31 protein-coding genes are annotated in these 24,552 nt (G+C 61.3%); all 31 read right to left on the bottom strand.

The window, feature by feature from the left end; translation table 11 throughout:
• Nucleotides 1-58 precede the first annotated feature (58 nt).
• Nucleotides 59-265, bottom strand: coding sequence for a tail protein X (locus tag ACYZUD_RS00645; protein WP_462022136.1), 207 nt, complete (start codon nt 263-265; stop codon nt 59-61).
• Entirely contained in the window at nt 240-1,085 is an 846-nt protein-coding gene (locus ACYZUD_RS00640) for a phage tail protein (protein WP_462022134.1), read from the bottom strand. The genes ACYZUD_RS00645 and ACYZUD_RS00640 overlap by 26 nt, the downstream gene beginning before the upstream one ends.
• Before the next feature lie 12 nt (nt 1,086-1,097).
• Entirely contained in the window at nt 1,098-3,671 is a 2,574-nt protein-coding gene (locus ACYZUD_RS00635; protein ID WP_462022133.1) for a phage tail tape measure protein, read from the bottom strand.
• Between the two features lie 148 nt (nt 3,672-3,819).
• Complete coding sequence (locus ACYZUD_RS00630) at nt 3,820-4,140, bottom strand: phage tail assembly protein (protein WP_462022132.1); 321 nt, start codon at nt 4,138-4,140, stop codon at nt 3,820-3,822.
• Nucleotides 4,141-4,152: 12 nt separating this feature from the next.
• Entirely contained in the window at nt 4,153-4,656 is a 504-nt protein-coding gene (locus ACYZUD_RS00625) for a phage major tail tube protein (RefSeq protein WP_462022131.1), read from the bottom strand.
• Nucleotides 4,657-4,668: 12 nt separating this feature from the next.
• On the bottom strand, nt 4,669-5,835 hold the full coding sequence (locus ACYZUD_RS00620; protein ID WP_462022130.1) for a phage tail sheath subtilisin-like domain-containing protein: 1,167 nt from the start codon (nt 5,833-5,835) through the stop codon (nt 4,669-4,671).
• Nucleotides 5,836-5,937: 102 nt separating this feature from the next.
• The gene (locus ACYZUD_RS00615) at nt 5,938-6,564 is read right to left on the bottom strand and encodes a DUF7338 family protein (RefSeq protein WP_462022129.1); all 627 of its coding nucleotides are present in this window, start codon (nt 6,562-6,564) and stop codon (nt 5,938-5,940) included.
• A gap of 50 nt (nt 6,565-6,614) precedes the next feature.
• Nucleotides 6,615-7,061, bottom strand: a complete 447-nt coding sequence (locus tag ACYZUD_RS00610) for a phage tail assembly chaperone (RefSeq protein ID WP_462022128.1) — start codon at nt 7,059-7,061, stop codon at nt 6,615-6,617.
• Complete coding sequence (locus ACYZUD_RS00605) at nt 7,058-7,696, bottom strand: hypothetical protein (protein WP_462022127.1); 639 nt, start codon at nt 7,694-7,696, stop codon at nt 7,058-7,060. Before ACYZUD_RS00605 ends, ACYZUD_RS00610 begins: the two co-directional genes overlap by 4 nt.
• A gap of 137 nt (nt 7,697-7,833) precedes the next feature.
• A complete protein-coding gene (locus ACYZUD_RS00600; protein WP_462022125.1) occupies nt 7,834-8,616 on the bottom strand; it encodes a phage tail protein in 783 nt (260 codons plus the stop codon).
• A complete protein-coding gene (locus ACYZUD_RS00595) occupies nt 8,609-9,220 on the bottom strand; it encodes a phage tail protein I (protein WP_462022124.1) in 612 nt (203 codons plus the stop codon). Before ACYZUD_RS00595 ends, ACYZUD_RS00600 begins: the two co-directional genes overlap by 8 nt.
• A complete protein-coding gene (locus ACYZUD_RS00590) occupies nt 9,217-10,104 on the bottom strand; it encodes a baseplate assembly protein (RefSeq protein ID WP_462022123.1) in 888 nt (295 codons plus the stop codon). The genes ACYZUD_RS00595 and ACYZUD_RS00590 overlap by 4 nt, the downstream gene beginning before the upstream one ends.
• A complete protein-coding gene (locus ACYZUD_RS00585) occupies nt 10,101-10,427 on the bottom strand; it encodes a GPW/gp25 family protein (RefSeq protein WP_462022122.1) in 327 nt (108 codons plus the stop codon). The genes ACYZUD_RS00590 and ACYZUD_RS00585 overlap by 4 nt, the downstream gene beginning before the upstream one ends.
• Nucleotides 10,428-10,432: 5 nt before the next feature.
• Nucleotides 10,433-10,651: a hypothetical protein gene (locus ACYZUD_RS00580; RefSeq protein ID WP_462022121.1), complete on the bottom strand. Its 219-nt coding sequence runs from the start codon at nt 10,649-10,651 to the stop codon at nt 10,433-10,435.
• Between the two features lie 59 nt (nt 10,652-10,710).
• Nucleotides 10,711-11,010 carry a hypothetical protein gene (locus ACYZUD_RS00575; RefSeq protein ID WP_462022120.1) on the bottom strand — a complete coding sequence of 100 codons (300 nt, stop codon included), beginning with the start codon at nt 11,008-11,010 and terminating at the stop codon, nt 10,711-10,713.
• Between the two features lie 8 nt (nt 11,011-11,018).
• Nucleotides 11,019-11,612, bottom strand: a complete 594-nt coding sequence (locus ACYZUD_RS00570; protein WP_462022119.1) for a phage baseplate assembly protein V — start codon at nt 11,610-11,612, stop codon at nt 11,019-11,021.
• On the bottom strand, nt 11,609-12,121 hold the full coding sequence (locus tag ACYZUD_RS00565) for a hypothetical protein (RefSeq protein WP_462022118.1): 513 nt from the start codon (nt 12,119-12,121) through the stop codon (nt 11,609-11,611). The genes ACYZUD_RS00570 and ACYZUD_RS00565 overlap by 4 nt, the downstream gene beginning before the upstream one ends.
• The gene (locus ACYZUD_RS00560; RefSeq protein ID WP_462022117.1) at nt 12,114-12,779 is read right to left on the bottom strand and encodes a hypothetical protein; all 666 of its coding nucleotides are present in this window, start codon (nt 12,777-12,779) and stop codon (nt 12,114-12,116) included. Before ACYZUD_RS00560 ends, ACYZUD_RS00565 begins: the two co-directional genes overlap by 8 nt.
• The gene (locus ACYZUD_RS00555) at nt 12,776-13,096 is read right to left on the bottom strand and encodes a head-tail joining protein (protein ID WP_462022116.1); all 321 of its coding nucleotides are present in this window, start codon (nt 13,094-13,096) and stop codon (nt 12,776-12,778) included. The genes ACYZUD_RS00560 and ACYZUD_RS00555 overlap by 4 nt, the downstream gene beginning before the upstream one ends.
• Before the next feature lie 2 nt (nt 13,097-13,098).
• Complete coding sequence (locus ACYZUD_RS00550; RefSeq protein WP_462022115.1) at nt 13,099-14,094, bottom strand: major capsid protein; 996 nt, start codon at nt 14,092-14,094, stop codon at nt 13,099-13,101.
• Nucleotides 14,095-14,156: 62 nt separating this feature from the next.
• Nucleotides 14,157-14,501 carry a head decoration protein gene (locus tag ACYZUD_RS00545; RefSeq protein WP_462022114.1) on the bottom strand — a complete coding sequence of 115 codons (345 nt, stop codon included), beginning with the start codon at nt 14,499-14,501 and terminating at the stop codon, nt 14,157-14,159.
• Complete coding sequence (locus ACYZUD_RS00540; RefSeq protein WP_462022113.1) at nt 14,498-15,652, bottom strand: head maturation protease, ClpP-related; 1,155 nt, start codon at nt 15,650-15,652, stop codon at nt 14,498-14,500. The genes ACYZUD_RS00545 and ACYZUD_RS00540 overlap by 4 nt, the downstream gene beginning before the upstream one ends.
• Complete coding sequence (locus ACYZUD_RS00535; protein WP_462022112.1) at nt 15,649-17,130, bottom strand: phage portal protein; 1,482 nt, start codon at nt 17,128-17,130, stop codon at nt 15,649-15,651. Before ACYZUD_RS00535 ends, ACYZUD_RS00540 begins: the two co-directional genes overlap by 4 nt.
• Nucleotides 17,130-17,336, bottom strand: coding sequence for a phage head-tail joining protein (locus tag ACYZUD_RS00530; protein WP_010462377.1), 207 nt, complete (start codon nt 17,334-17,336; stop codon nt 17,130-17,132). Before ACYZUD_RS00530 ends, ACYZUD_RS00535 begins: the two co-directional genes overlap by 1 nt.
• A gap of 1 nt (nt 17,337) precedes the next feature.
• Nucleotides 17,338-19,353: a phage terminase large subunit family protein gene (locus ACYZUD_RS00525; protein ID WP_462022111.1), complete on the bottom strand. Its 2,016-nt coding sequence runs from the start codon at nt 19,351-19,353 to the stop codon at nt 17,338-17,340.
• Nucleotides 19,354-19,357: 4 nt separating this feature from the next.
• Nucleotides 19,358-19,960 carry a terminase small subunit gene (locus ACYZUD_RS00520; RefSeq protein WP_462022110.1) on the bottom strand — a complete coding sequence of 201 codons (603 nt, stop codon included), beginning with the start codon at nt 19,958-19,960 and terminating at the stop codon, nt 19,358-19,360.
• 167 nt (nt 19,961-20,127) lie between these two features.
• A complete protein-coding gene (locus ACYZUD_RS00515; RefSeq protein ID WP_282482312.1) occupies nt 20,128-20,472 on the bottom strand; it encodes a phage holin family protein in 345 nt (114 codons plus the stop codon).
• A gap of 527 nt (nt 20,473-20,999) precedes the next feature.
• Nucleotides 21,000-21,362, bottom strand: coding sequence for a PA0613 family protein (locus ACYZUD_RS00510; protein WP_462022109.1), 363 nt, complete (start codon nt 21,360-21,362; stop codon nt 21,000-21,002).
• Nucleotides 21,355-23,571 carry a VapE domain-containing protein gene (locus ACYZUD_RS00505; RefSeq protein ID WP_462022108.1) on the bottom strand — a complete coding sequence of 739 codons (2,217 nt, stop codon included), beginning with the start codon at nt 23,569-23,571 and terminating at the stop codon, nt 21,355-21,357. Before ACYZUD_RS00505 ends, ACYZUD_RS00510 begins: the two co-directional genes overlap by 8 nt.
• The gene (locus tag ACYZUD_RS00500; RefSeq protein WP_462022107.1) at nt 23,561-23,788 is read right to left on the bottom strand and encodes a TraR/DksA family transcriptional regulator; all 228 of its coding nucleotides are present in this window, start codon (nt 23,786-23,788) and stop codon (nt 23,561-23,563) included. The genes ACYZUD_RS00505 and ACYZUD_RS00500 overlap by 11 nt, the downstream gene beginning before the upstream one ends.
• On the bottom strand, nt 23,781-24,299 hold the full coding sequence (locus tag ACYZUD_RS00495; protein ID WP_038980005.1) for a phage regulatory CII family protein: 519 nt from the start codon (nt 24,297-24,299) through the stop codon (nt 23,781-23,783). Before ACYZUD_RS00495 ends, ACYZUD_RS00500 begins: the two co-directional genes overlap by 8 nt.
• Nucleotides 24,300-24,552 lie beyond the last annotated feature (253 nt).

Below are 24,552 nucleotides of genomic sequence, written 5' to 3'. Positions count from 1 at the left end.
TGAGGGATGGGTTGTAACTCGTAACTCGATCAGTCGCCAGCGGCGACTCTGGACGAGATCAGTCCCACAGCGTCACACCTTCAGAGACTGGACTCGGCAAATCCGGCAGCAGGATGATCAAGCCGGCGCGAAACGGCTGCTCTTCCTCGGCCAGTCCCTGATTGGCATTCAGCACCGCCTCGACACTGCCGTTCAGGTGGCCATAGAAGTTATGGCAAATGGTGTCCAACAGATCCCCGTCAGACGTTCTGCATGTCGTCGCCATAGCGCACAAACTCCAGAGTGAACTCTTGCTTACGTGGGATCCCGCCTTGCAGCAGCGAGCTTTGATCCTCGTCGACGTTCTTCAGGCACCACGTACCCAGCACGTCGCCATAACCCGTGGTCAGCGTCAGCGGTTTGAGCTGGGCGCCGATCGAGCGCAGCGTGTCGAGCTGCTTCAGTCCACCCCTGAAGCCCGGGAAGATCGCACCCTTGAGCGTGATTTTCTCGTCGCCCATGCCGACGCCTTGCTGTGCCGGCCGCCGTGACAGGCGCTCCTGCGAGGCCCAGCGGAATTCGGTCGAGCGGCGTAGCGAATCAAAGGCTGCCGTGTCGAGGTTGAAGTAATACGGCTTGGCCTTGGGGTCTTGCGGTTGAATGATCAGCAGGTGCGGAAACGGCTTCACCGCCTCCGGTGCCGGCGTGCCATCGGCCGCAAACGCGCCCGTGGGCAAGACGTTACCCAACGACGGATTGACCTTGCCGGCGATCTTGTTGATCGCTGTCGCCGCCTTGGCTGCCTGCTCCTTTAGCACGCCGAAGCGCTCGTCCATTGTCGACAGTGCCCGGGATACCTTGTTGTAGGTAGCCACCACCTGGCCAACCTTGGCCTGAGCTGCCTGCACTCCACGCATGACGCGCTGCAGCTTGGCCCCGACCTCTGGCCCGACAAAGGGCAGATCCTCCAGCTCGGACGCGGCACCGCTGATTTCGCTGATCGCGCCATTCACCGGCCCCAGCATGCCGTCCAGGCTACGCCGGCCGGTTTCGCCGGCCGACGCGAGGTACTTCAGCCCCGACTGTAATTGCTCCAATGCAGGCATGCGCCCTCCTGATTAAACGTGTGGTGCGTCGTAGAGCTTGCTGCTACCCACTTGCCTGGCCATATCCCGATAGTGCTGATCGAGCAGCGGTTTGAGTTGACCGTAGAGCGTCGCCGCGTCCTTCACGTCGCCGTTGACCACCAGCGAGAACGGCGCCTGAATGTCCACTTTCGATTCGATCGTGGTCGGTGCCGGCTTCGCCACCATCGCCAGCGGCCCCGCTGTCATGCCCGCGTCCGCACTGGCCGGCGGCAACATCATGGCGCGCGCAGCATCACCCGGCTGCGGCGCGGGATCCTCCAGCCCGGAGCGAATGACCTTGGGCCGGCGCAACTCAGAACCCGGGAAACGCACCTTGTTGGCAAAGTGCGGCAGCAGCATGGCGTCTTTTGAGTTGAGGTCGCGCGGGTCATACGACACCGGTGGCGGCTCGAACGCTTTCGGCGCCGTATCGAACGATTTGGCGATGTCACCCATCACCGGCGGGATGTTCTTGCCGGCGTTGACCATCATCAGCGGCCCCGCCGCCGGCATGCTCTTCAGCTCCTCGGGGGTACCAAACATCGACTTGCCGAGGTAGCCGCCCAGGGCATCGCCGCCCTGGCTGCCGAGGTAGCCCCCGATCAGGCCGCCGACGATGGTGCCAATCACCGGCACCGCCGAGCCAATCGCCGCACCGGCGGCGGCACCGGCCAGCGTACCCGCCAGACCGCCCGCTGCCGCGCCATATCCTTCAGCTTTCTCGTCCTGCGTCTCGGCGTTCTGGTAGGTGTCGTAGGCCTTAAAACCTGCATCCACCACGGCAACCACCGCCGCCCCTTTGACCACGGAGCCGACACTGGCACCGCCGCCACCGCGACCACCGCCCTTGCCGCCCTTTTTTCCCTTGCCATCGGCATCGAGGTCGCCGGCATCCAGACCACCGCCGCCACCCATGGCCCCCATGTTGGTGACGATCACCTTTTGCGGAATGTTCGGATTGCCCATCAGTGAACCGCGTCCCAGGTTCATCAACCCCTTGGCGATCTTGAAGGTGCTCATAGCCGACTGAAACGCGATCACCGCCGCGACCGCTGCACCGATGCCCTGCACCACTCGCGGTGATTCGTCGGAGAGGTTGCTGAGCCCTTGTGTGACGTAGGTCAGACCCTCTGCCACCTTGTCCGTGACGGGGCGAAACGCATCACCGATCGCACGCATGGCGTCGTCCATGCCCTGCGCCATCTCCGACCATTTCTGCGCCGACGACTGCCGGCGCTCCTCCAGGTTCTTGTCCAGAATCCCGGTGGCACTGGCCGATTCCTTTTTCAGCCTGTCGTACAGGTCCTTGTTCTGCATGTACGCGGTCAAGGCTCCCTTGACCTGCATGTCGGAGAACAGATCGCCGGTACGCAACGCTTGTTCCAAGGACACCAGCATGGCCTTGGCTTTTTCCGGATCCGCTTCCTTGCTGATCCTGGCCGTGGCTTCCGCCATGGCAGCGGCCTTTTTCGGGTCGGTCGCCGCGATGTATTTCTGGGCCAACTCAAAGCTGGACTCCAGCGTCGACTTTCCATTCTGCAGGCCAGTGTTCATCGACCCCTGATAATCGATCCCGGCCTTTTTGTAAGCGTCGACCGTCTCACCCGAGCCGATCTTTTCCATCCAGTTCTTGAGGTTGTTGGCCGCCTCATCCGAACCACCGGCGGTCTTCATTTGCACCTGCAGCATCGAGCCCAGTTGCGTCACCGAGTCCATGCCGGTGATGCCCAGCTTGCCCATGCCAGCCAGCAGCTCAGGGAACCAGCGCGCCATGTCGGCCGCTTCAAAACTCCCCGCCTGCCCTTGATAGGCAATAGCCTCCAGCGCTTTTTGCATCACTGCCGGATCAGAGATCTTGGCGTTCTGTCCCAGGGCGTTGATCATGCGCGCCGTTTCGCCGCCGTCTGAACCTTGGCCCACGGCGAACTTGGCCGCTGTCGGGGCGTACTGCAGGGCCTTGTCCAGCTCCATGCCGGCTCCCACCAGCGCGTTGACCACTTCGGCCACCTGGTTACGCGCCATGCCAGTGTCCCGAGACGTGTCGATCACCGTTCTGGATAACGTTGCCTCTTCGGGTTTGTTGGCAATGTTCGCCTTGATCGCGATGTCGCGAATGATCGCGCCATAGTCCGCGCTGACTTTCGTCGGGATGGCCATCGCCGCCGTGGCAGCCGCCGCTTGCCCGACACTGCTTTTGAGCTTTTGCTTGCCCTCGTCGATCTGCTGGTGACCTTTGGCTTTCAGCTCGGCCTTGGCCGCCGCCTGTCCCATGCTGTTGTAGGCCTTGGCCAAATTACGGACTTCAACACCTTGCTTCTTCAGACTGCTGAGGTTGGTTTCCAGTTTGCTCAGCAACGCTGAGGCACCCTTGTCGCCAGCCATGTGCGCTTTGCGCCATTCTTCACGCAGCCGCACCGTGTCGCCGATGGTCTTTTGCAGCACTCGGGCCTTGGCGCCTTCGGCCTCCAGACGCTTGATGCGACTGGTGACGTCCTTGAACGCCGAGCCCACCGTAGAGCTGACCGCCCCGCCAATGACCAGGCCGAGCGCGAGTTTGTTCGCCATGTGCGTGCCCTATACGTCGGGTAAAACAAAGGTGGCTCAGTCCGAGAGCCACCACACCATCTGGTCAAAAGGCATGGCCTCGATCTCGGCGACCGAGAAACCGGTCTCTCGCGCCAAGCGTCGGGCCGCGTCCTTGAGCGTGGCGGCGTTAAACGTCGTCTTCTTCGACCAGGCGAAAATAGCCCGCCGAGAGGCGCTGGTAGTCCTTGTATTTCAAGGTCAACAACTCCGCTTCGGTAAGCCCAGTCAAACTGCCAAACAACGACAGCTCCTGCAGTTCGTAGTCGCTATTGCCAGCCACCTTGGACGCCCGCCAATCCTTCACGCTGGGCGCGCGCACGGTCAGAGCATCGGTCAGGACACCGCTGATCAGGGTTGGGTATCTGAGCGTGACTGTCACACCTTCGTCGGTTAGCTTCAGCCATTTCGGCAAGTTCGATACCACGGTGTCTTGAGTTACTTGAGTCATGTTCATTTGTCCTTAGAGGCCGACGGCCGAGCGTTCTGCAGCCAGCTGATCGACACCGTCGATTACCTGAATCATGTTGAGTGGATCGATCTCGTACATCACGCGGCCGTCGATTTCGAGCTTGTAGTAAACGGCCTTGATCGCGTGCTTGATTTCGGCCTTGTCGCCCGGCTTCCAGTCGCCCATGTCGACCTCTTTGATGCCACCGCGCAGGGTGACCACGACCGGCGTAACCGTCCCTTTCAGCCCCCGAAAAGCGCCACGAAAGACAATGTTGCAGGCGGTCTGGTCAGCCAGCCCGAAGTACTTCAGCGACTCGCGACGCACGCCGTTGGTGGTAAACGCCGCCTCGAGCTTTTCCAGGCCCATGGCGATTTCGACCGGGGCGGACATGCCGCCGCCCTGGTAGTCATCGGTCTTTTGCGTCAGCTTGGGCAGCGACAGCGTGGGCACGTCACCGGCAAAACTCACACCGTCGACAAATGCGTTCATGTTGGAGAGAACTTGAGGAATCATTGAGCGGCCCCCTTAGGCGGTTTCAAGAACTTCGGTCAGCCACTCGTTGGTGACTTCGATAAGGAAATTCGGGTTTTCTGCCGGCGGCACGTCGGTAAAGCGGATGCGCCAGAAAATTTTGCCCTGCTCGATTTGGGTGGCCGTGTTCATTTCCTTGTCCGCATAGACCTCGAAGTTGATCACCGCGCCGGCGTTCTTCTGATCGCGCATGAACGCCTGAAGGCCCTCGGTCACGTCCTCCACGTAGGTCTTCGTGATCGAGCGATCGACCGCCCATTTGTGCCCCGCCTGGATCGCGTCCATGAGGATGTCGCAGGTCCGCACCCGGGTAACGAATGCCCATTTCGGGTCGCTGGACAGGGTACGGTTGCCCCACAGGCGATAGCCGCCGTCACGAATGATGGTGGCGATATTCGCGTTGTTCAGCAGGTTAGCCCGGCAGGTTTCGTCGTCGTCCAGGTACTCGATCGGCCGAGTCGTGCCGGTGATGCCGACGAACTCCTTGTTCGACGGCGACGCCCAGTAGCCGTAGTTAGCATCGGTCCAGGCAAACAGACCCGCCGCCCACGCCGAACCCGGGGCATCGACCGTCGCACTGACGATCGTGTCCCAGAACTGCACGCCCGGATCGACCATAAACAGACGCTTGCTGCCAAACTCCTGGGCGTAGGTCATGGCCGCTTCATCGGTGGTGTTCGGCCCGTCGAGGATGGCCATCGCACGCAGCTTGCCGGCCAGGGCATCCATGGCGGTAGCTACCGCTTGCGTGGCGGAATGCTTCGGCGCGATGACCAGCTTGGGCTGGGCGTTGTGTTTGCTCTTGCCATCCAGCAGCGCCTGCAGGCCGGTACGCTGGCCATTGGCGAGAACGCCACCGATGATGGCGGACGTTTGCAGCGCGGCGTCCTCCAGCTTGGGTACGCCGATCGCGACGATTACCGCCTTGGCGCGCACGTAGATTGCCTGAGCGGCTTTGGTAATCGCCGAATCCGGGCCGAACGCGGCAATGGCTTCGCGCTCGGACGTAATCAGCTTCAGCTCGCCGGCCAGCGCCGTACCGCCACCGAGCAAACCCGGGATAAAGGTGTCGCACAGACCGATGATCGAGGACGACGGTAGCGAAATCGTCCGCGCGCCGGTATCGATCAGCGTGGTGGTGACGCCGTGAAAGAAACTCATAAGGCTTACTCTCCAGAAACGAAAAAGCCCCGCATAAGCGAGGCTGTCAGGGATGTTCGTGTTACGCGTATTGCTAAGAACAGGGTGACGTCTATAAGCGGGTTAAATGGCCTTCCAAGGATTGACCTCGAACGTCAGGCCCTTCCACTGCGCCGAAGGGTCGGCGCTGTAGTCTTCGGCCCAGTCGCTGGGCTCCGGTTTGAAGCCGAGCTGAATCACCAGAGCCCGTGTCGCTGACCACTGCCAGACACCATAGAAACCGTAGTAACGCCTGCCGGTGATTTTGTGTGTCGCTAGCAGTAGCCGTCGGCCGCCTTGCCCTGGCCGATCCTTGACACTCTCATTGCCCCAGTAACGGTAATCACACTCAGCCAACGGACAACTGAACCAGGGACTAAAGCGCATGTTGTTGGCTGGGTTACGGATGGCCAACCACCAGAACTGTGAGAACCAGTGATAGGCGCCCAGGCCGAACGGCGCGTTCAGATGCCACCAGCCGCGCTTATCGCCCAGGGCACCGTCGCGGTCATTCGACCACAGCCAGGCCCATGCCGGCAGACGGCCCAGCGCCCAGAACCCCGGTGCCTGGGTGAACGCAATCGACGGGCTTTCGATGGTGAGAAACGGCAGAGCCAGAGGCACCACCAGCCAGCCCAGCAGGATCAGGAACACGCGCAGCGGCAGGAATAGCGCCCACTGCAAAGCAGCGCGCAGGATATGCAACGTCATGGATAGACCTCGGATGTCAGAAAAGAAAACGCCCTGTCAGTGCGGGGCGTTTAGGGCTCAACCAACCAAGAAGGGGCGACCGGTCGGTGCTCGCTATCGGGAAACTCCGCAGACTGAGGCCAGTCGCGCAGCAGCTGGATATAGGCCAACAACTCGGCGTATTGCACCGCCGTTAAGGTCGTCGCGATACCCAGCTCCAGCTCATCACGGTGGCGATCCCTCACCGCGACCCACTTGGCCAACTCGATATCACGCCAGGCGCGCTCCACGTCGCCAAAGTCAACCGGCTCAACCATCGCCTCGAGCGCTTGGGGCAGATCAACCGCCACCGGGGCAGCCGGGCGCATGGCCTCGATTATCTGCAGCAGTTCCACGGCTTCAATGTCGGGAGCGTCCAGGATTTCCAAGGGGATAAAGTGATTGAGCGTCACGTTGCCCCAATCAATAAGCATCGTGCGGTCAGTCGCGCTGACCGATAGAATTTTCAGTGCAGTCATACGATGGGTCCTTTTACTCGATCAGTTGTGTTGCCTGCGAGCCAGGTCAACGCCTTGCCTTGCGTGGTGACGGCATCACCGGCCGCGCCGGCCGCGTAGGTGCCACCGCTACCCGGTAAACCCGGTGCGCCACCCGCCGCACCGAACGGCCCGGCGCCTGGAAACCCTGCGCCGCTGCCACCGGCTGTTTCGGTACCGGCGCTAGCGCCGTAGACAGGCAACGTGCTCGTCTGAAAGCTGCTACCGCCTGCGCCGCCTGGACGCCCCGCACCGCCACCGCCGCCCGCGTCGCGGGAGGCAGCATAGGAACCACCGCCCCCACCACCACCGCCCCATATCCAACCTGCCGCGTTGTTAACCTGAGCGGGGATATCGAGCAGCAACGCAGCAAAGCCCGGTTGGCCGTTCATACTTCCCGAGTGCGATCCACCATTCCCGCCACGGCCACGCAGATAGCTTTCGTTGATGATCGTAAGGCTTGAGCCGGCCGGGAAAACCCCGGTGCGTAGGGCGAACCCAGAGGCGCCGCCGTAAATGACGGCGCGGTTAATGAAGACGTAGCTCCCGACCTTAGTCGGCTGGCCCATGAGATCGAAAATCGAGGCGCCGGCGCGTTCGATGGTGTTGATAAACACGACCGTGCGCCGCCACACCGTTCGCCAACCGTCCGCCGTTTTCACGAACAGCTCCTGGCCGTCGCGCCACCCGTCAGCGAGCTTGACGCGAGGCATCACCCCAGCGGCATAACCAGTTGCCAGCTTGATATGGAAATTCATCCCGGCGGCACCTCGTATTGCAGCCAGAGCGTACCGACCACGCCATCCGCCGGCAGCGGGGCATTCGGCGAATAGACAAGACGGTCGGCCGGCAGCGCATCGGTAATGCCATAACCCACCAACGTGGTGGCTTTATCGGCCTTGTTATCCAGCGCGTTATTCACCTGCTCCGAGGTCAACGAATCAGTGATGCCGTACCCGGCCAAGGTGGTCGGGTTCGACCCCGCCACAAACACCCCGCGATCATTCACCGTGACCTTGGTGTAGGTTCCGGCAACCTTGTTTGCGGGCAGCAGACCGTTAACCGTATCGGTAACGTACTGCCGTGTCGCCAGCACCACCGAGGGATCGATTTTCAACTGAATGTTCGAGGTGCCGCTGGTGATGATGTGCATCCGCACCACCTGATTGCGCCCCGAGCCTTGCGCGAGCAAGGGCTTGTAGCTTGGCGCCGCGTTGGCCACCGCGCAAAACACGCCGTCCTTGTCTTCCAGAGCCAGTTCGCGAATCCACCAGCCGCCCACGTCGGGGGGCAACACCAGCTCGGCAATCAAAACGTTGTCGTCGGTCGGAGACACCCGCAGCTGATTAAGCTGAGCCCGATAGACCTGATTGACCAGTTGGGTCTGCGTGGGGCTGGGCACCGGGTCGGTGCCGTCCGCATCACCAATCAGCATGTACCGCGGCTCCCACGGGATGCCCAGCGCGTCGCAGTTGGTTTTCTTGGCGGCCCCCTGAGTCGTGAGCAGGCCGCCGAAAATAGAGTTCTGATTAACCATGGGGGTACACGTCCAATTCGTCGAGGGTGTATTCGCTAACGCCGTGGCGGCTCTGAATCACCACGTCAATGTCCGGGTTGTTCCAGGGGTACACATCGATCTCGTCGCCGTCATACACAGCGAAACCGACATAGGCGTTCAAGCGGGTTTCCAGCGTGATATCGAGCCCGGTCAGATGCCGGGTCACGGGCTTGGCGTCGTCGATCAGGCGCTCCAGTTCCTGGAACATTTCCTCGGTGATACCGGTGTCCAGCACGCCGACTTTCAGCGCAAAGGTTCCCGGTACGCCTTTGGGCTCCGTCCTGAACCACTCGACGATTTCGATCAGATAACCCAAGGGCTCGACCACCCGGCGCAACGCGCCGATGGTCCCCTTGCGGGCATGGATGTAATACGACGCGGCGATCGCATTACGCTTGGTCGCTTCTGACCATCGGTGATCCCAGCGATCGACCGACCACGCCCACGCCAGATGCGGCAGCAAATGCACCGGACAGGTCTGAGCGTTGTAGAGCGTGCGCAGCGGGATGATCGTGCGCTCGTAAAACGACGCTTCCAGGGCGCGCTCCAGTTGCGTGCTATTGCTCGGCAGTAGGCTCTTCATGTCGCCCCCGCCAGCGTCACACTGTAATCGGTGCAAAACGCCGCCTGAGCCTTACTCGGAGCCAAGTCGACCCAGTCGGTCAGCTCAACCCGAGACACGCCAGCCACATGCAACTGCGCGTCAATAGCCGAACGCGCCACCTCGACGCCCAACCGCTTACGCGGATTGATCCAGGCCGCCAGACGTTTGATGGCTTCCGCCAGACTGACGTCGCCCTCAGGCCCGGCGCCGTTCATATGCAAAATGGCGTCGACGCGGTAGCGAATGATCTCCGCGCTCTGCACCGTGACAAAGTCCGTGAGCGGCCGCACATCCTCATCATTCAACCCCTCCGCGACGGCAGCCAACAGCTCCGGACCGGCCTCGCCTTCCCCTTCAGAACTCAGTACCGTGACCGTCACGCAGCAGGGTGACGGGCTTTCGGCCGTGGCGTCCGTCACCAGCCCCGAAGCATTACGCGCATGCAAGATGTAACTGTTACGCGGCCCCGCCGTGGTCAGCCCTTCAAAGGCCAACTGGATACGCTCGCGAAACGGATCGTCCTTTTCCTTGATCTCCGGCACCGGCGGCACCGCCGTCAGATCTTCGGCCTGAATCACCAAGCGCTTGAGGTTGTAGTTCGCCCCTAACTGGTCCAAGTCACTGCCGATGGCGTGCGCCAGTAGCAGGGCCTTGGCCGCGTCATTGACCCGAGCGCGATTGCTGACCTTGTTGTAAGCCCCGACCTCCAACAGTTTGACCACCGGATCGCTTTCCAGCGGTGCACTCCAGTTATCGCCCATGTGCCCGCGAAAGGTGTCCAACCCTTCTTGATAGGTGACCTCAAAGTCCAAGGGTTCCAGAACGTCCGGTGCCGGCAATGCCGACAGATCCAAGCCACTCATACGCTCACCTCCACTAGAAAGCGGTCGCCGAGGTAGTCGCCGGCAATGCTCAGATCAATTTCTCCGCCCAGCACCGCCAGCACCCGCACACTCTCAAGCTTCAAGCGCGGCTCCCAGCGACCCAACGCTCGGGCCGCCTCCGCTTGCACCGAGCTTTTCCAACCGGCGTTAATAGGTAAGTCGACGAATGCGCGGAGCTTGCTGCCGTATTCCGGACGGTGCCGACGACTGCCAATCGGCGTGCCCAGAATGTCGGCCATGGACTGACGGAGATGCTCAATGCCGGAGATGGGCTGGCCGGTCTGGCGATCCATTCCGATCATCTAAGTCACTCCTTCAATTGCTCGAACTCTGGGTTGGCCTTCAGATAACTGACAGCCTGTTCATCCGACACCGACACTTCGACACGGCCCTTGGCGACCGCCAGCGTGCGATTACTTTTGGGGACGATCAGAGTGCGCGAGGTGTAGACCTTGTCGCGGAATGTCAGCAGCAGATCCGCAGCGGGCGACTGATCGTCGGCGGATAACTCGGTGGGCTTGGCCATGTTTTCTCCAGGCATGAAAAAGCCCGCACATGGCGGGCTGAATGATTGAGGGGTTACGCCTACAAGCGAACGGCGCCGGCGCACTGGGCCACGGCATCCGCGATCGCTTGAGGGTCGCCCCCGTTACAGTTGATGGTGAAGTTCGCCAACACCGTGCGTCGCTCGCGAGCCACGTACTGGCCGTAACTCAACACCCGTACCAGCGCCTCGGCGACCACTTTAGGATCGGCTTTGGCTAAAACGATCGGCCAGCGCTCGCGCATACGATAGGCGTCATATTCCTGGGCAATTTGTCCCCGCAGCAACTTGACGATCACCTCAACGTCATAGCACTCAGGCGCTTGTGGTCCTTCGCTCATGTCACCCCCTAGTGCGTGTGGTGGTTGTCGCTTAATCCAGCAGCGAGGATATTCGCGTCACTGGTGATGTCCCCAGCAGCGTGTACTCCGCCGAGGACCTCAACACTTTCCGTTACGCGTAATGGGCCTTGAATTTCCACCGCCGCGATCAACTTGATGTTGGTCGTGGTCACCGTGACATTGCTGTCAGTGGTGACGGACTCAGTTGCGCCCACCTTGGTGACTACCCGGCCAGTCGGTAAGGTGATGGTGTAGCTCTTGGCCTGCCAGTCGTAGACCAGCGAGCCGCCATCATCAAAACGCCAGACTTCCACATGATCGCGGTTATCCGGCTGGGCACCGGCATCGCCGTACAGCCCCGGAATAAAGGTGCCCATGCCAGCCTGGCCACTGGGATTGAACAACACCCCCTGCTCGCCCAGGCTCGGTGCCCGCCAGTGTCGTGCCTTCCCGGCCGCGAGGCTGTGCCAGCGCACCCAGGCGCTGGTCCACTCGCCATTCGATACCCGCACCGCCGGTGCCGCCAGATCGACGCCAACCACCACGCACGGCATCAGCATCGCTGCGATCATGCGGTCATGCTCGGCGCTGGGGTAACTCATGGCTGATCCTCCGGTGCCAGTACCACCTCAACGGGGTAATCACCAACCGGTGGTGGATCTGGTAGATCCTCCGGCCACGGCCATTCCTCCACCCCGAGGTAGAGTTGATGGGTCCACTCAACCAACCAGACGGTGTAGCCATCCAGCTCCGGCCTGGTCCAATCCTGCATGGCCTGAACGAACTCTGCCGGCTCAACTGCGACGTCCCAGGTTTGCATCCGCAACAACACCGCCAATTGCGCCGCCAGGTGTGCGGCTTGTTGGCAATGCTGCGGTTTTATCGGATCAACAATGATCCGCGCCTCGAACCGGCACACCAGCGTGGTCTCGCCGGTGCCGAGGTCCTTGCCCGGCTCCATTTCGGCCATTTCAAGGAACACCGCCGGCAACGCGATACGGTCCTTGATGTTCGGCCAGGCCGTGACCGCTTTGATGCCCGGCAAACTGCTCGACAGATGCTGTTCAATCGCTCGATAGAGCTGATCAAGACTAAAAGGCTCTTCAGGCATTGGCCGTCACCTTCAGGTACTTCTGCAGCTCAAAGTTAAATTCTTGCTGCAGGATTTCCAGCAAGCGTGCATGTGCCCGTTTGATCCACGCGTCGAAGTGCGGCCGTGCTTGCTCCAGCGATACCTTGGCCTTGGCCAGCGGAAAGCGATCGCCGTTTTCCGCGACCCACCCCGAACTGGCACCATGGCCTGCCGACACCGTGCTGTCGGGATAGTCGTCCGCATTGAAGTGCTTGCTCGCGGTGCGGATCCAGATGTCGGGCTTGTTGCCGTAGACCTTCTTGAGAAAAGCCCCCTGATAACGCCGCCCGGCCACCGACACGCCGCTGCCGGATTGTCGCGCTCGCCCGATCCGGCTCGATTCAATCGCATTGAGGCCAAACCACAGCTTGCCGCTGGTGGCTCCACCGGAGACCGGGTAACTGCGCAGACGCTGACGCACTGCCGCGACAGCGATGCGCTCCTGACGACTGACCGCGCGCGCGATGTGCGTGCGCAGCCACCCCAACGTCTTGTTGATCGCTCGACGCTGAGCCGCAGCGGCTGCTTTCGGCACCAGCTTGGCAAAGTCCTCGAACGCTTGCAGGTCGGCGGCCGAGGACTGGATGGAAAGCATCCCGCCACCGGCCGACGGTTTGAAATAGCTGCCGACACTCATGCGCGCATCCTCAGGATCAAGGCGACCAGACCGTCACCGCTCGGCTCCAGCTGCAGCAGGTCGTACTCGCCGCCACCATCCAGCTCTGGCAGGTCGATGGTGACCAGCAGACCCTGTTCCAGCCCCTGCGAATCGCTGACGCGGATCTCGAACCGAGGTTCGCGCAGGCCCGTATTGAGCTTGCCGATCTTCGCCTGCAGCCAGGGCGCGGAGAACATGCCCAGCACCGGCTCATCACGCCCTTCGATCCGCGCGGTGTCGCCCAGGGTTTCGAACACCACCGCGTCGACCTCGGCGATCAGATCGCGAAAACCCACGGTCAGAGCTCCAGCAGGATCTGTGCGCGGGGCCGAGTGCACAGGTGCAGCGGGTTGGACTGGGCTTCACCGGCCATGCCTTTGTTGAAGGGCAACGGCTCGATCATGCTGTAGTACGGAATGCCCTGGGTGTTGACCGTCTCCATGTAGTCGGCCGGCGCGAACACCGAGATGTACAAATCCGGCACACCTTCAGGAATCAGCAACGCCTTGTCGTCATGAACGAACGAAACGCCCGCCACCTTCCCACGGTAGCGCTCCCAGATAATGCCGCCGAACTCGAAGCTCTCTCGGGCATCACCGCGCAACGCCGCCGCTTGCTGGCTGTTGAGGTAAGTCTCCTCGACCGACTTGTGAACAATCAGTTTGTTCCAGAAGTTCTTACCGCAGAAAGCGCGGGAGCTGGTACTGGTTACGCTGCCGAGCGCGTCCTCCTGCATATCCAGTGCTTCGACGCATTTAACCCGCAGCTTGGTGTTCTGATCGTTCAACCCCATGGGCAACGCCTGACGCTGCACGCCGAATGATGCATAGATATCCAACAGCGGTGTCTGACCATCAGCATCGAGGATCAGGCCATTGAGTGCGCCCATGCGCTGGAACTCGTGGGTGGCGTCCAACTGACGCCGCGCCTTGGCCAGCCTGGCATTGACCACGTCCTGCACCGCCTGCAGCTCGGTGCGGGTACCGAAGGCACGAATGCCCTGGATCTCGTCGGCCTTGATGGTGAAGCGTTCCGGCAGGTGCACGGTGTTGAAGGGAATCAGGTTGCGCTTGCTGGCCCCGACCACCAGGCCAGAACTACCCCGCTCGCCCGCCGGAACCAATGCCAGGGTGTCGCCGTCCTTCTCGATCTGCACGGTCAGGGTGGTGACCCCTTCCTCACGGAACAACCCCAGGGCACTGATGCGACCTGGCAGATAGGGTTGATCGTTGAGTGCTGCGGTGAGCGCGGTAACGGTGAATGCTTCGTCGTCAAAAATGGCGATATCGGCCATGGGGACTCTCCAGAAATGAAAAACCCCGCTCAAGGCGGGGTGCGTAAAGTGGGCTGACCGACTTAGCGAACGATCAGAAAATGAGTGGCCAACGCCTGCTCGGCGTCAGGATCCAGCCCCGTCAGATGCGCTTCGCTGACTTCCGCCAACCGCACCACGGCACGAGCACGACGGACAATGTCCGACTCGCCCAACGAGCCATAAAGAATGGCCACGGCCGTTTCACTGCCGTCTTCCGCGACCGGGTCATACGGTGCGAACTCGCCGGTGGCCGCTACCAGGCCGAGGATCTGACCCGAATACAGCGCAGCACCGGCAGCGACGTTGATGGTTTCCCGGGAAATATTCCCTGCGCCTTCAGAGAGGAGAAACTCACCGGCGTGGATCGGTTCTTTTTTGATGGTCATGGTCTTGCTCCTTTCGCGCCGTGCGCAGGTCCAGATTGAGCGGCTTGTCGAGCGGCCCAGATCGAGGTGGGATCAGGTTGTTTGGCCAGCACCTTCGGCGCCGGGTCATTATCCAGGGGCAGGCTGTTATCGATTTCGAAGCCCTTGCCACTGCCGACGATCTTGTCGAACAGACGCGCCCGCACCGCCGCTACGTCCAGGCCAGCGGCCACGTACTCGACGCTGAACTCGGGCAAACGAGCCGCGACACACAGATCATTCACGGCCTTGGCCCGGGTCAGGCCGGCCTGAACGATCGCTTCGTTTTCCAGCTTGGTGGAGCTCAGCAGCGGCTCGATCAGGTTACTGATGCCGGATTCGGCGCAACGCTGGGTGATCATCAAGGCCAGCTTGGCTGAGTCGACCACGGGCGGCGTCGGAGGCGGATCGACTGGCTCCAACTCCGGATCCGTCTCGGGCGGCTCGTCGAGCTGAGCCAGCAACTCGGCCGGTGCGTGCTGGTAACGCTGCAGCACGGCCCCCTGGCCAAGGCAGGCCTTGACCTTGACGCCGTCGCCCACCTCATCGGCCAAGCCCAGCGCCACCGCCTCATTGGCGGTCAGCCAGGTTTCAGCGGCAACCAATCGCCGCAGCTCATCCTCATCGATGTCCGGCGCCTTCGCCTTGTAAGCCGCGATGATCGCTTCCATGGTCTGGTCGAGCACGTCGGCTACCTTGCGGAAGTCTTCGGCATCCCCGGCCGCATAAGTCCAGGGGTTGTGAATCATCAACATCGCGTTGGAGGCAATTACCACGCGGTGAGCACCGCACACCGCCACGCTCGCGGCACTGGCGGCAAGTGCATCAATCCGCCCGGTACAGCGCTCGCCCAACCGTGACAGCGCGTTGTGCATGGCCAGCCCGTCGAACAGGTCACCGCCGATGCTGTTGAACGCGGCGATCACCGGCGAGACACCGTCGTCCATGGCGCGCAGGTCCTGCACGAACTGATTGGCGGTGATGCCCCAGGCGCCGATCTCGCCGTAGACGAAAACTTCGATCACCCGCTCGGCGGCTTCGCCGCTGGCTTGCACGGCGTACCAGGTTTTATCCTGAACCTGCACCCGCTTGCCCGCGCGGTTGTAAATGCGCGGTCGCGCTTTCTTGCTCATGGTTGCTCCTTGTCGTCGTTGATTACGACGGCGTCGAGAGTGTTGTAGTTGAGGCCAAGGGTCGTAGCCCGTTGCAGGTCGGCGGCGTTTTCCGCATCGACCGTTTCCGCGTCGTAACCGGTACGCAGGACCATCTCGCTGCGTGAGGCAAAACCCGCCTGCACTTCCATCCGGCGCGCCTGAACGTCCTGCACCGGCTGGATGTAGGCCCAGCCTTGTGGCACCCACCGTGTGCGCAGGTAATGGCGACGTCGCTGTGTGTAATCGTCCAGCACCAGGGCACCGGACAGCACTGCCATGTCCATCCAGGCCGCCCGCACTGGGCGGCAGAGCTGGTGCACGTAAACGCTGAATTGCAGCTGCTCCAGGCGACGGCGAAACTCGTTGAGCACCACCCGCAGCGCCCGGTCGTTGACCTCGCGCATGTCGCCGGTGAGGATTTCGTAAGGCGTGCCCGTTCCGGCAGCCGCTGCCATCAGTTGCTGCCGCATGAAATCCGGGTAGTTATTGCCCGCGTCCGGCGGCTTGGAGAACTCGACCTCTTCACCCGGTCCCAACTCCTGCATGGTGCCCGGCTCCAGCGCGACCATCGGCGTGAAGCCATCGCGATCAGGATTCAGCAGCTGACCGGTGAGCGGATCCCTCGGCACGAGGCCTGAGTCCGGCGCCGGTCGACTGATGAACCCGGCAAACAGGTTGGACACCTCCTGGCGGAACAACAGCGCGTCGTCGTAGTTATCGAGACTACGAAGGCGCTTCAGCACCGGTGACAATCGCGGTACGCCGCGAAGTTGGCCCGGCTCGATCGGCTCAAAGATGTGCAGCACCTGCGCGGCTGGTACCCTCACCAGCTGGTTGTAACCGGCGTTCAGCGACGACGCATCGCGCGGATGCGACAGGTACATCCAGTACGCCACCCGCTTACCACCTGGTGTGAACTCAATCCCGGCGCGGATGATGTTGCCGGTTTTGGTGGTTTCGAACTTGTCATGCGGCACGAACTCCGGTGCCAGGATCTGCAGCTGCAGCGGAACCGCGAGGCCTTCGTCCAGACTGCGTGGCCGCAATCGCACAAAGCATTCACCCGAGGTTTCCACCGTGCGAGCGGCCAACGCCTGCTGGCCGTAGAAGTCGGTGCGCTCATCGGCGTCCGACTCATCAACCCAATCGTCCCAAAGTTCCTGCAGCAACGCGCGCAGATCATCGTCGTCGGTTTTCGGCCTCGGTGTGATGCCGGTGCCGATCAAGTTGCTGACGCGCTTGTCGATGACGTTGAAGGCATACGGGTCATTGCGAACCGCCGCCCGGGACCGTGAACGCAGGTTGCGCAGTGCCGGGGTATTGATGCTGTTGATCCCGTTGTCGGGAGCATCCCAGCCAGTGGAGCGACGGCCCTCTCCGGCGCCTTCGTAACTGGCCTTGATGTTCGACGGCAACACGAATCCGTTACGGGTGAGCGTCGGAAAGTGACGGGCCATTAGACTCCTTTGCCTCCGTGGTACAGCCGCACCACGCGTGAGCGAGGCCCGGCGGCGCTGATCAGCGACGTGCGGATTTCTTCGCGCGCCTTGAGCAGCTCGTCGACGGTGCGGTACTCCACGGTGCGGTCGGTGTAGCGCACGACTTTCTCACCGCGCGCGATGGCCGCCTCAACTGCGTCGAGGTGCTTTTGGGTAAATGACATATCAGCGTCTCTTCAGGTAACCGCTGGTGGAACTGCGGCGTTGAGGTGGCGGCGCTGCCGGTCGCGATTGCACGACAGCAACAGTGGGTTGCGGAGCCGATTGCGGTGCAGCAGCTGGTGTTGTGGGTGCGGTGACGCGTTCGCCCTGAACAGGCTTGATGCCCAAGGCGTCGTCGAACAGACCCGACTGCGCCAGGGACTGACGCACTCGCTCCCAGTCGTGTTCCTTGTAACGGTTGAGGCCCAGGTAATGCGCCATGGCCAGGCAATACACCATCAGGTCGAGCGCTTCGTTGCGCTCGGCCTTGCCCTTGACCCACTCAATGCGCTTGTGGCCGCGTATGTAGCGCGCGACCTTGCGTTCTGCGACGCACTGATCAAAGAAGTCGTCCGGCAGGTCATTGGCAAAGTGCAGCGCACCCGGTCCGGACTCGAACGGATACCGATTGTAGATCCAGTCCTTGGCCGTGTCGGTACCGACAAACCACAGCTCGGCGCCGTTGCGTTCGGTCTGGCCCTTCCAAGTCACATCGACCATCGACGGCCGCTGAGCAATCACAGGCTTTCCGGGTTTGCTCGCGCCCTTGATGGCGAAGATGTTGCGCCAGCGACGAACGCGGCAGAACTGGTAGACCTCATCGGTGTGGTGTCCACCGGAGTCGACAGCTACCGCAAGAATGCCCAGCCAGACTCCACACGGATGACGGTATTTGCCCTTGAGCAGTTCGTCCAAGGCGGCCCAGGTGCGCTCATCAGCGGGATCACCTGAAACCACCTGGTAGTCGACAACCCAGCGTTCCATGCCGACTCCCCAGCCCATGGCCATGAACTCCAGGCGGTTGGCCTGGACGTCGACGGAGCCGGTGATCATCAACACGGCAGCCGACAGCGAGCCGAGGGTGAAGTCTTCCAGCCGCGCTCGTTGTCTCAACACCTCAGCTTTGGTTTGCTCTTGGGCTGCGTCCCAGACCTTTGCCAAGCGGGTGTTGTAGAACACTTGCATCGGTTCGAGGTCGCCTTTGGCCTGAGCCTTTTTTGCTTTCTCGAATTGCTTTGCCAGTGACTTCCAATCCATCCAACCCAGCGGTGAATACAGCGCATTGAGGTGAAAGCCGATCGTCTCACCGTCGCCCTCGGCATGGGCCCGCCATTCGCCTTTGGCGAGCATCTCGCCCTTGTGGTACTCCTCGATCAGTACGTCGCAATCAGGACCGGCGCACTCGTAATGCACGACGCTGTAGTCTTTCGAGTAATGCAGTCGCTCCCACTCCAGGGTCTGCATGTGTCCGCAGCTCGGGCACGGGACGTAGTAGTAACGCTGGTCGCTACCCTCGAACAGATCGTTGATCCGTGAAGCCCCCTTGATAGTCGGCGAGCTGGAAAAGTAGAACTTCGCGTTGCGGCCGAAGGTACTGCCTCGGGTTTCCGCGAGCTCAATCGGGTCTCCTTCTTCACCGATGTCCACCTCCCAACGATCGATCTCATCGCCGTACACGTAGCGTGCCGACAGTTCCGACAGGTTGGCCGCCGAGCCGGCAGTCGTGACGTACAACGAACCGCCCTCGAACTCCTTGGTGTCCATGGTATTGCGCGAGTCCCGCGATCGGCTGGACGCCACACGCTCACGCAATACCGGTGTGGCCTTGATCGTCTTGCTGATCCGCGAGGACACTCGCTTGGCCAGGCCGAGGCTCGGCAGCAGCGTCAGGATGTTGGACGGTGTCATGTGGATCAGGCCGCCGATCCAGTTCAATGCAATCTGCGTTTTCATCAACTGCGAGGCCACCATGGTGACCACGCGCTTGCAGGGGTGAGCCGGCGACAGGCAACGCATGGGCTCGCGGGCATACGGCGTGCGCGAGGTGCGGTACTTACCGGGCTCAGCGGCGCCGGTGTCACGCGGGATCCGCATGTACTCGTCGGACCACTGATCGATCCAGACATCCGGATCGGGCCGCAGCCCACGGAAATACTCCTCGCGGTACACCTCTGCACCGTCAGGAAATTCCATGGGCATGGGCTTAACTCGTGGTCAGTGCGTGTTCAAGGTCCGCTGATGACATGCGTTCAGCGTCTTCCAGTGAGCGACGAATCGCCGCCGTCAGGTGCTTTTCGATTTCCCAAGGGTCTGTCATGGACGCCAGTTCGGGAGCGAGTTGCGGAGGCATGCCGAGCAGTTGGTCGCGCAGCATGCGGCCGGCGTTGTAGGCTCCGGTTTTAACCGCTGCCAGGGCGACCAGCGCGCCCTTCGCCTTGTGCAACTCGATCTCTGCAAGTTGAGCGAGGTTGTGTTCGCGCAGTGCCCGCGCTTTCTGGAAGTCGGGCAGCTGCCCCGCAGGGATGATCGCGGGCGGCGGCGTAGCCGTTGAAGTCGGCTCGACCTGGCTGGATAACTGGCTGTACACGTCACGCTGAAGCCGGTCTTGGTGGTGGCGATCGGCGACGGCGGTCTTGCTGGGGTCAGCTGTGTCGCGAATCAACGCTTCGCTGGCCGTGACATCGACCTGCTTTCCATCGGCGGTCAGCACCAAGCGGTTGTTGTTTTTCAACCAGGTGATGTAGCTGGGAGCCCTGCCAATCCGAGCCGCGAAGGCGCTCTTCGACAGGTACATTGGTTCTGTCATAAGCCCTCCTTTTCAACGGCTTTTCAATGGAAACCTTTCAATTTCAATGGATTGAATTTCAGTAAGCTGGCAACCCTGCCGCTAACAAGATCCCGCGGGTTTCCGACCCCGTACCCCTCAAATAACCCCAGGGTCCCCGGCGATTTTCGGCGCCCCAAACCGGTGCATCACCCCTGCTCCCCGCCTGCGGGCGGCACTTCGCAGACGCCCAGCCGCTTGGCGGCCCAACGTTCGTACAGGCCAATGGCAACATCAGCACCGGCCATCGCCGTCAGGCAGCCCAAGCTGCCGGCGGTCCAGATCGTCATGCCCGCACCGATCATCAACATCATCGCCGATACGCCGCAGACAATGCAGGCACCAGACCGCAAAGCCAGCCGGCGCAACAATGCCCAGCCCCGTGCCCCATCCTTATCGGCCCGCCACATCTCCCCCGATACGCCGCCGACCAGGGCCAGGACGATCACTAACCAGATCGGCATCTCTGCCAGCGCTTGTTGCTCGTTTGTCATCGCCCTACCCCATAAACGCAAAAACCCGGCGCAGTGGCCGGGTTTGGTGTGTGGTGCCTGCCGCTCTCTGCGGTCGCACCTATCGAAGATGACTACTTTTTACAGGTGGATTCTCATGGCAGCAACCCCACTTTAATGCCACCCGGTGAATAAGTGGGTAACGCAGGGTGAACGCCTAGCGAATGTCGGTGAATACACCACTTCGGCTATCTGTTGCTGTTGTGTTGTCCCATCTGTCCCACCTTTCAGAATCGAAGTGGGACGCCTGAGAGCGCCTGAATTCGGGGCTTCGCCCCACTGTCCTACTTTTTTATCTTCTTTCTCGTGTAAAGGAAGAAATTGAATAACACGCGTGCGCGCCACGGGCGCGTGCTGGTGTCCGCTGCGCTCACATGGGCGGGACGCTCCAACAGGTGGGACGGTGGGACAGACCAACAACGACAAGGCCCGCGCTTGTCCCGCCACGTTAAAACGCAGTGGGACAAGGCGGGCCAGTGGGACAACAATTGCCGGAGTCGTGCCTGGGGTCACGCAGCCTTCCCCATCAACATGCCTTCGATGTGCACGTGGGCATCGTGCAAGCGGCGGTAGTACGTCGGCGCACTGCATCCGCAGTGCAGCATCTTCTGCGACAAAAAGCTTTCATGGTTGCAGTAGTGCTCCATCACCACCAGGGCCAGCTCTGGGGCCAGATGCTTGTTCACGATCAGCTCGATATCCGCCGACTCATCCAGCAGCACCCGGCTGCCGCGAGTCCCGCGAATCAGCTCCCCTTTGCATTCCATCAACATCGCGATCATGTTGCCGCCGCCCAACTCCGAACCGCCTTCGTGTTGACTGTGCAGATCCTCAGCCCACAGCTTGAGCATCTCGTCGATTCGCTTAATCAAAGCAAGGCTCCTCGAACGCTTCCCGCTGCAACGCCGAGGCACCGCCCCAACCTGCCGGTTTCTTGTAGGCCCACGGACGCTGCCCACTCTTCACCAACGCCGGCATGCGGGTACGCCGCCAGCCCAGCCGATGCATGATCGCCCCCACCCGCATCTGCTCGGGTTTACCCCAGTGTCCGGCGTCAAGCTTCAGCGGGCCAGACAGCACCTCGCTGCCGGTGGTGGTTTCACCGATCTGCGACTCCTCCAACCAGGCCAGGATTGGCCCTTCCCACTCGTCCACCACAAAACGCTCGTCCTGTGCTTCGGCGAACATCGGCGCTTCGTCAGGCGTCACCCACCAGATATCACCCGCCTCATAACAGAACATCGCCTCAGCCCAGAGCTGGTCGCGGATCTCGCGCAGTTTCTCCAGATCGACCTTGGTACAAGCGACCGGCCAATAACGCCGGTTACCGGTGGCGTCCTTGAGGTACTCGTCCTGGTTGGTCGTACCCACGAATACACATTGGCGTGGCACATCGTTCGTTCTGCGGCCGTAGCTCTCGCGGTAGGTATCGGTAGACGCGGAGAAAAACTGCTTGGCCTTGGTACTCTCGGCCTTGTTGAAGCTGTCCAGCTCGCCCAGCTCGACGATCCACTTGCCACGGATTGCCTGAAACCCGTCCTTGTCACCCAAGGCAAAAGGCGTATCCATGAACCACTCGCCGCCGAGAATGCTCATCGCCGTCGACTTACCAGCACCCTGCGCGCCCTCAAGGATCATCACCGAGTCAGCCTTACAGCCGGGCCTCATCACCCGCCCCACCGCCGAAAGCATCCAGCGCTTGCCGACCTTGGCCGAGTAGTCGCTGGCCTGCACGCCCATCACATCAGTAAGCCAACTTTCCAGCCGAGGCACCCGGTCCCATTCAAGTTTGTTCAGGTACTCCCGCACCGGATGAAACGCATGATCATGGGCGACGACGCTCACCGCCTCGATCACTTGGGTTGACTTCACCCGCAGGTTGTATTGCTGCGCGAGCCACTTCATCACCCGAACGTCATCGATGTCGGCCCAGTCGCCCGTGCCACCGCCATATGGTGCAGACCGTAGCTTGACGATCTTGGAACTGAAGGCGCTGTAGCTGATAACCCCAGCCCAGCGTTCGTCGTTGCCGAGGATCAGCTCAACGTTCTGCATGTGCGCGATCAGGGCGCCGTTTTCAGTGCGGGCTAATTGATCCTTCCAACCGCCCGCTGCCGGTGGCTTGACCACCGCCAGAACCTGACGGCGCACCGCTTCCAGGCCTTCGGCAACGTGCAGATCATTGAAGTCGGTCCACTTGTCTTCCCGCTCACCAGAGAAGATCGGTGCAACCACCTGACCGCCGACAATCAATGCGGCGTTGTTCGCCTTTTCTTCACCGGGGTTCCAGGGCTCGCCATTAGGGCGCTTGGTCTTCCAGTCATCATCGCGGCAGACGATCAATGGGCAACCCGGAAAGCGCTCGCGCATGGCCTTGCAGACCACCAGCAAGTTGCCCGCGTCGAATGCGATGGCCACGGTCAGCGAGGTCGCCATGTGTAGGCTTGCGCCGGTAGCGTAGCCCTCACACACCAGCACCGGTTCACCCGGTTCAGGGTGAGGACCAATCAGGTGAAAGGCGCCCTCTTTGGACATACCGTAAGGCCAGTAGGACTTATCCCGACCGGTGTCTTCCTGCTTGGTTGGAAACACCACCTGCAGTCCAACGATTTGGTCTCGCACGTTGCACATAGGCACCAAAAACGCGCCCGTGCGCGGCGCGTAGCGAACACCAAAACCGACGATTTGCTTGCGATCCAGATAATCGCTGCGGCCCTTCTCGGGCATACGCTTGAACAGGCCCGCCGCCCGGTTTGCCGCTCGACGTGCCGCGTTGGTCGCGATCTCAGCAGCGCGGCGCTTGGCGTCTTCCTGCCGAGCGCGCATGACCTCACGCTCTTCGGGGGACATCCGCCCGGCCTTGACCTTGATCTTTTGTGTTTCGCCCGAACGCCAGTCACCAAAGCTGCCAAAGATCAGCGTCTCGTTTTTCTCGGTCCGATGCTCGTGGACGACGTACCAACCGTTTTTTTCCTTGCCCTTGTCCTGCGAAGTCTTGCACCGGGTCAGTTTGCCGAAAGTCAGCGCCTGCTCAGGCTCAAGGCCATAGTCTGCGAATTGCCCCAATACCTCATCGAGCATAGACAGCCTCCCAGATCTCATCGATCTCTTGGCAACTCACGCACTGCGTGCAGCCTGGGACAGCAAGGCGACGTCCTTCAGGGATAGGGCTGTCACAGTTTTCGCAGAAGAGAAATGAATGCGCCGCCAAAGCGGGCTTGGCGGCGTTACGTGCAGCAAGAGCCTGATCAAGACGCTCCTGCACCAGATCATTGGCAAAGTCGACGATATCAACCACGGTCGATACCCCGCGTTGTCTGATTGACGTAGGTGGCGCGGTTGAACATCCCCAGCAGCCCCTGAATACCGCGAAACACCTGCAGGCGAATCGCGGCCAGTTCGTGGTCACTGACCACGCCGTCGCCGATGCTCTTGGCCCATGTATCAGCCAAGTCAGCCACCTGCCGGAAATACTCAGCAATGCCGGTGGTCAAGGTTTCAGGCATGTCGTTGGTGTACGCCTCGGCCAACTCCTGCCAGGTCGTATCCCCTACCAACGCATGCACCGCATCCAGGATGCGGCGGTCCTTGGTCAGCTCCAGGATCTCGCCAAACTCCTGAATGTTGACCGTGTGGCTGGGGTGGGTTGGAGATAGCTTGTGCTGCAGCGTGGTGGCGTTTCTACCGGTGGTGGCGGCAATTGCAGCGGCGCCGCCGGGATAGTCCCGAGCAGCATGGTAAAGCGCTAGATCGAGCGGCAGGATTTCCCGCTGCGCCCGTTCTATAGAACTCAGAGCGATTCGGCTCATGGCATTAATCCTTGTAAGTTGCCAGTGCCGCGCGACATGCAGTGGTGATACATTTGCCGCGTGGCTTGAAAGGGCCCAAACGCCGGCTAGATCTTCAGGATCGACACCGGCACCGTGCCGAGGCGAACGATCCGTCGCTCACCTCTGGCGCAACAGCTGCCCAATCTGTGGTGGAAAAGGCAGCAACACCAAGGCATCCGTGCCTTGGAAAGCGCGGTAAAGATCGACGGTTTGCATGTGGTGTGCCCGCCTA

The organism is Pseudomonas sp. XS1P51, assembly GCF_054897845.1.
The sequence above is the reverse complement of the archived record's forward strand: the minus strand, read 5'-3'. Positions and strand labels throughout refer to the sequence as shown.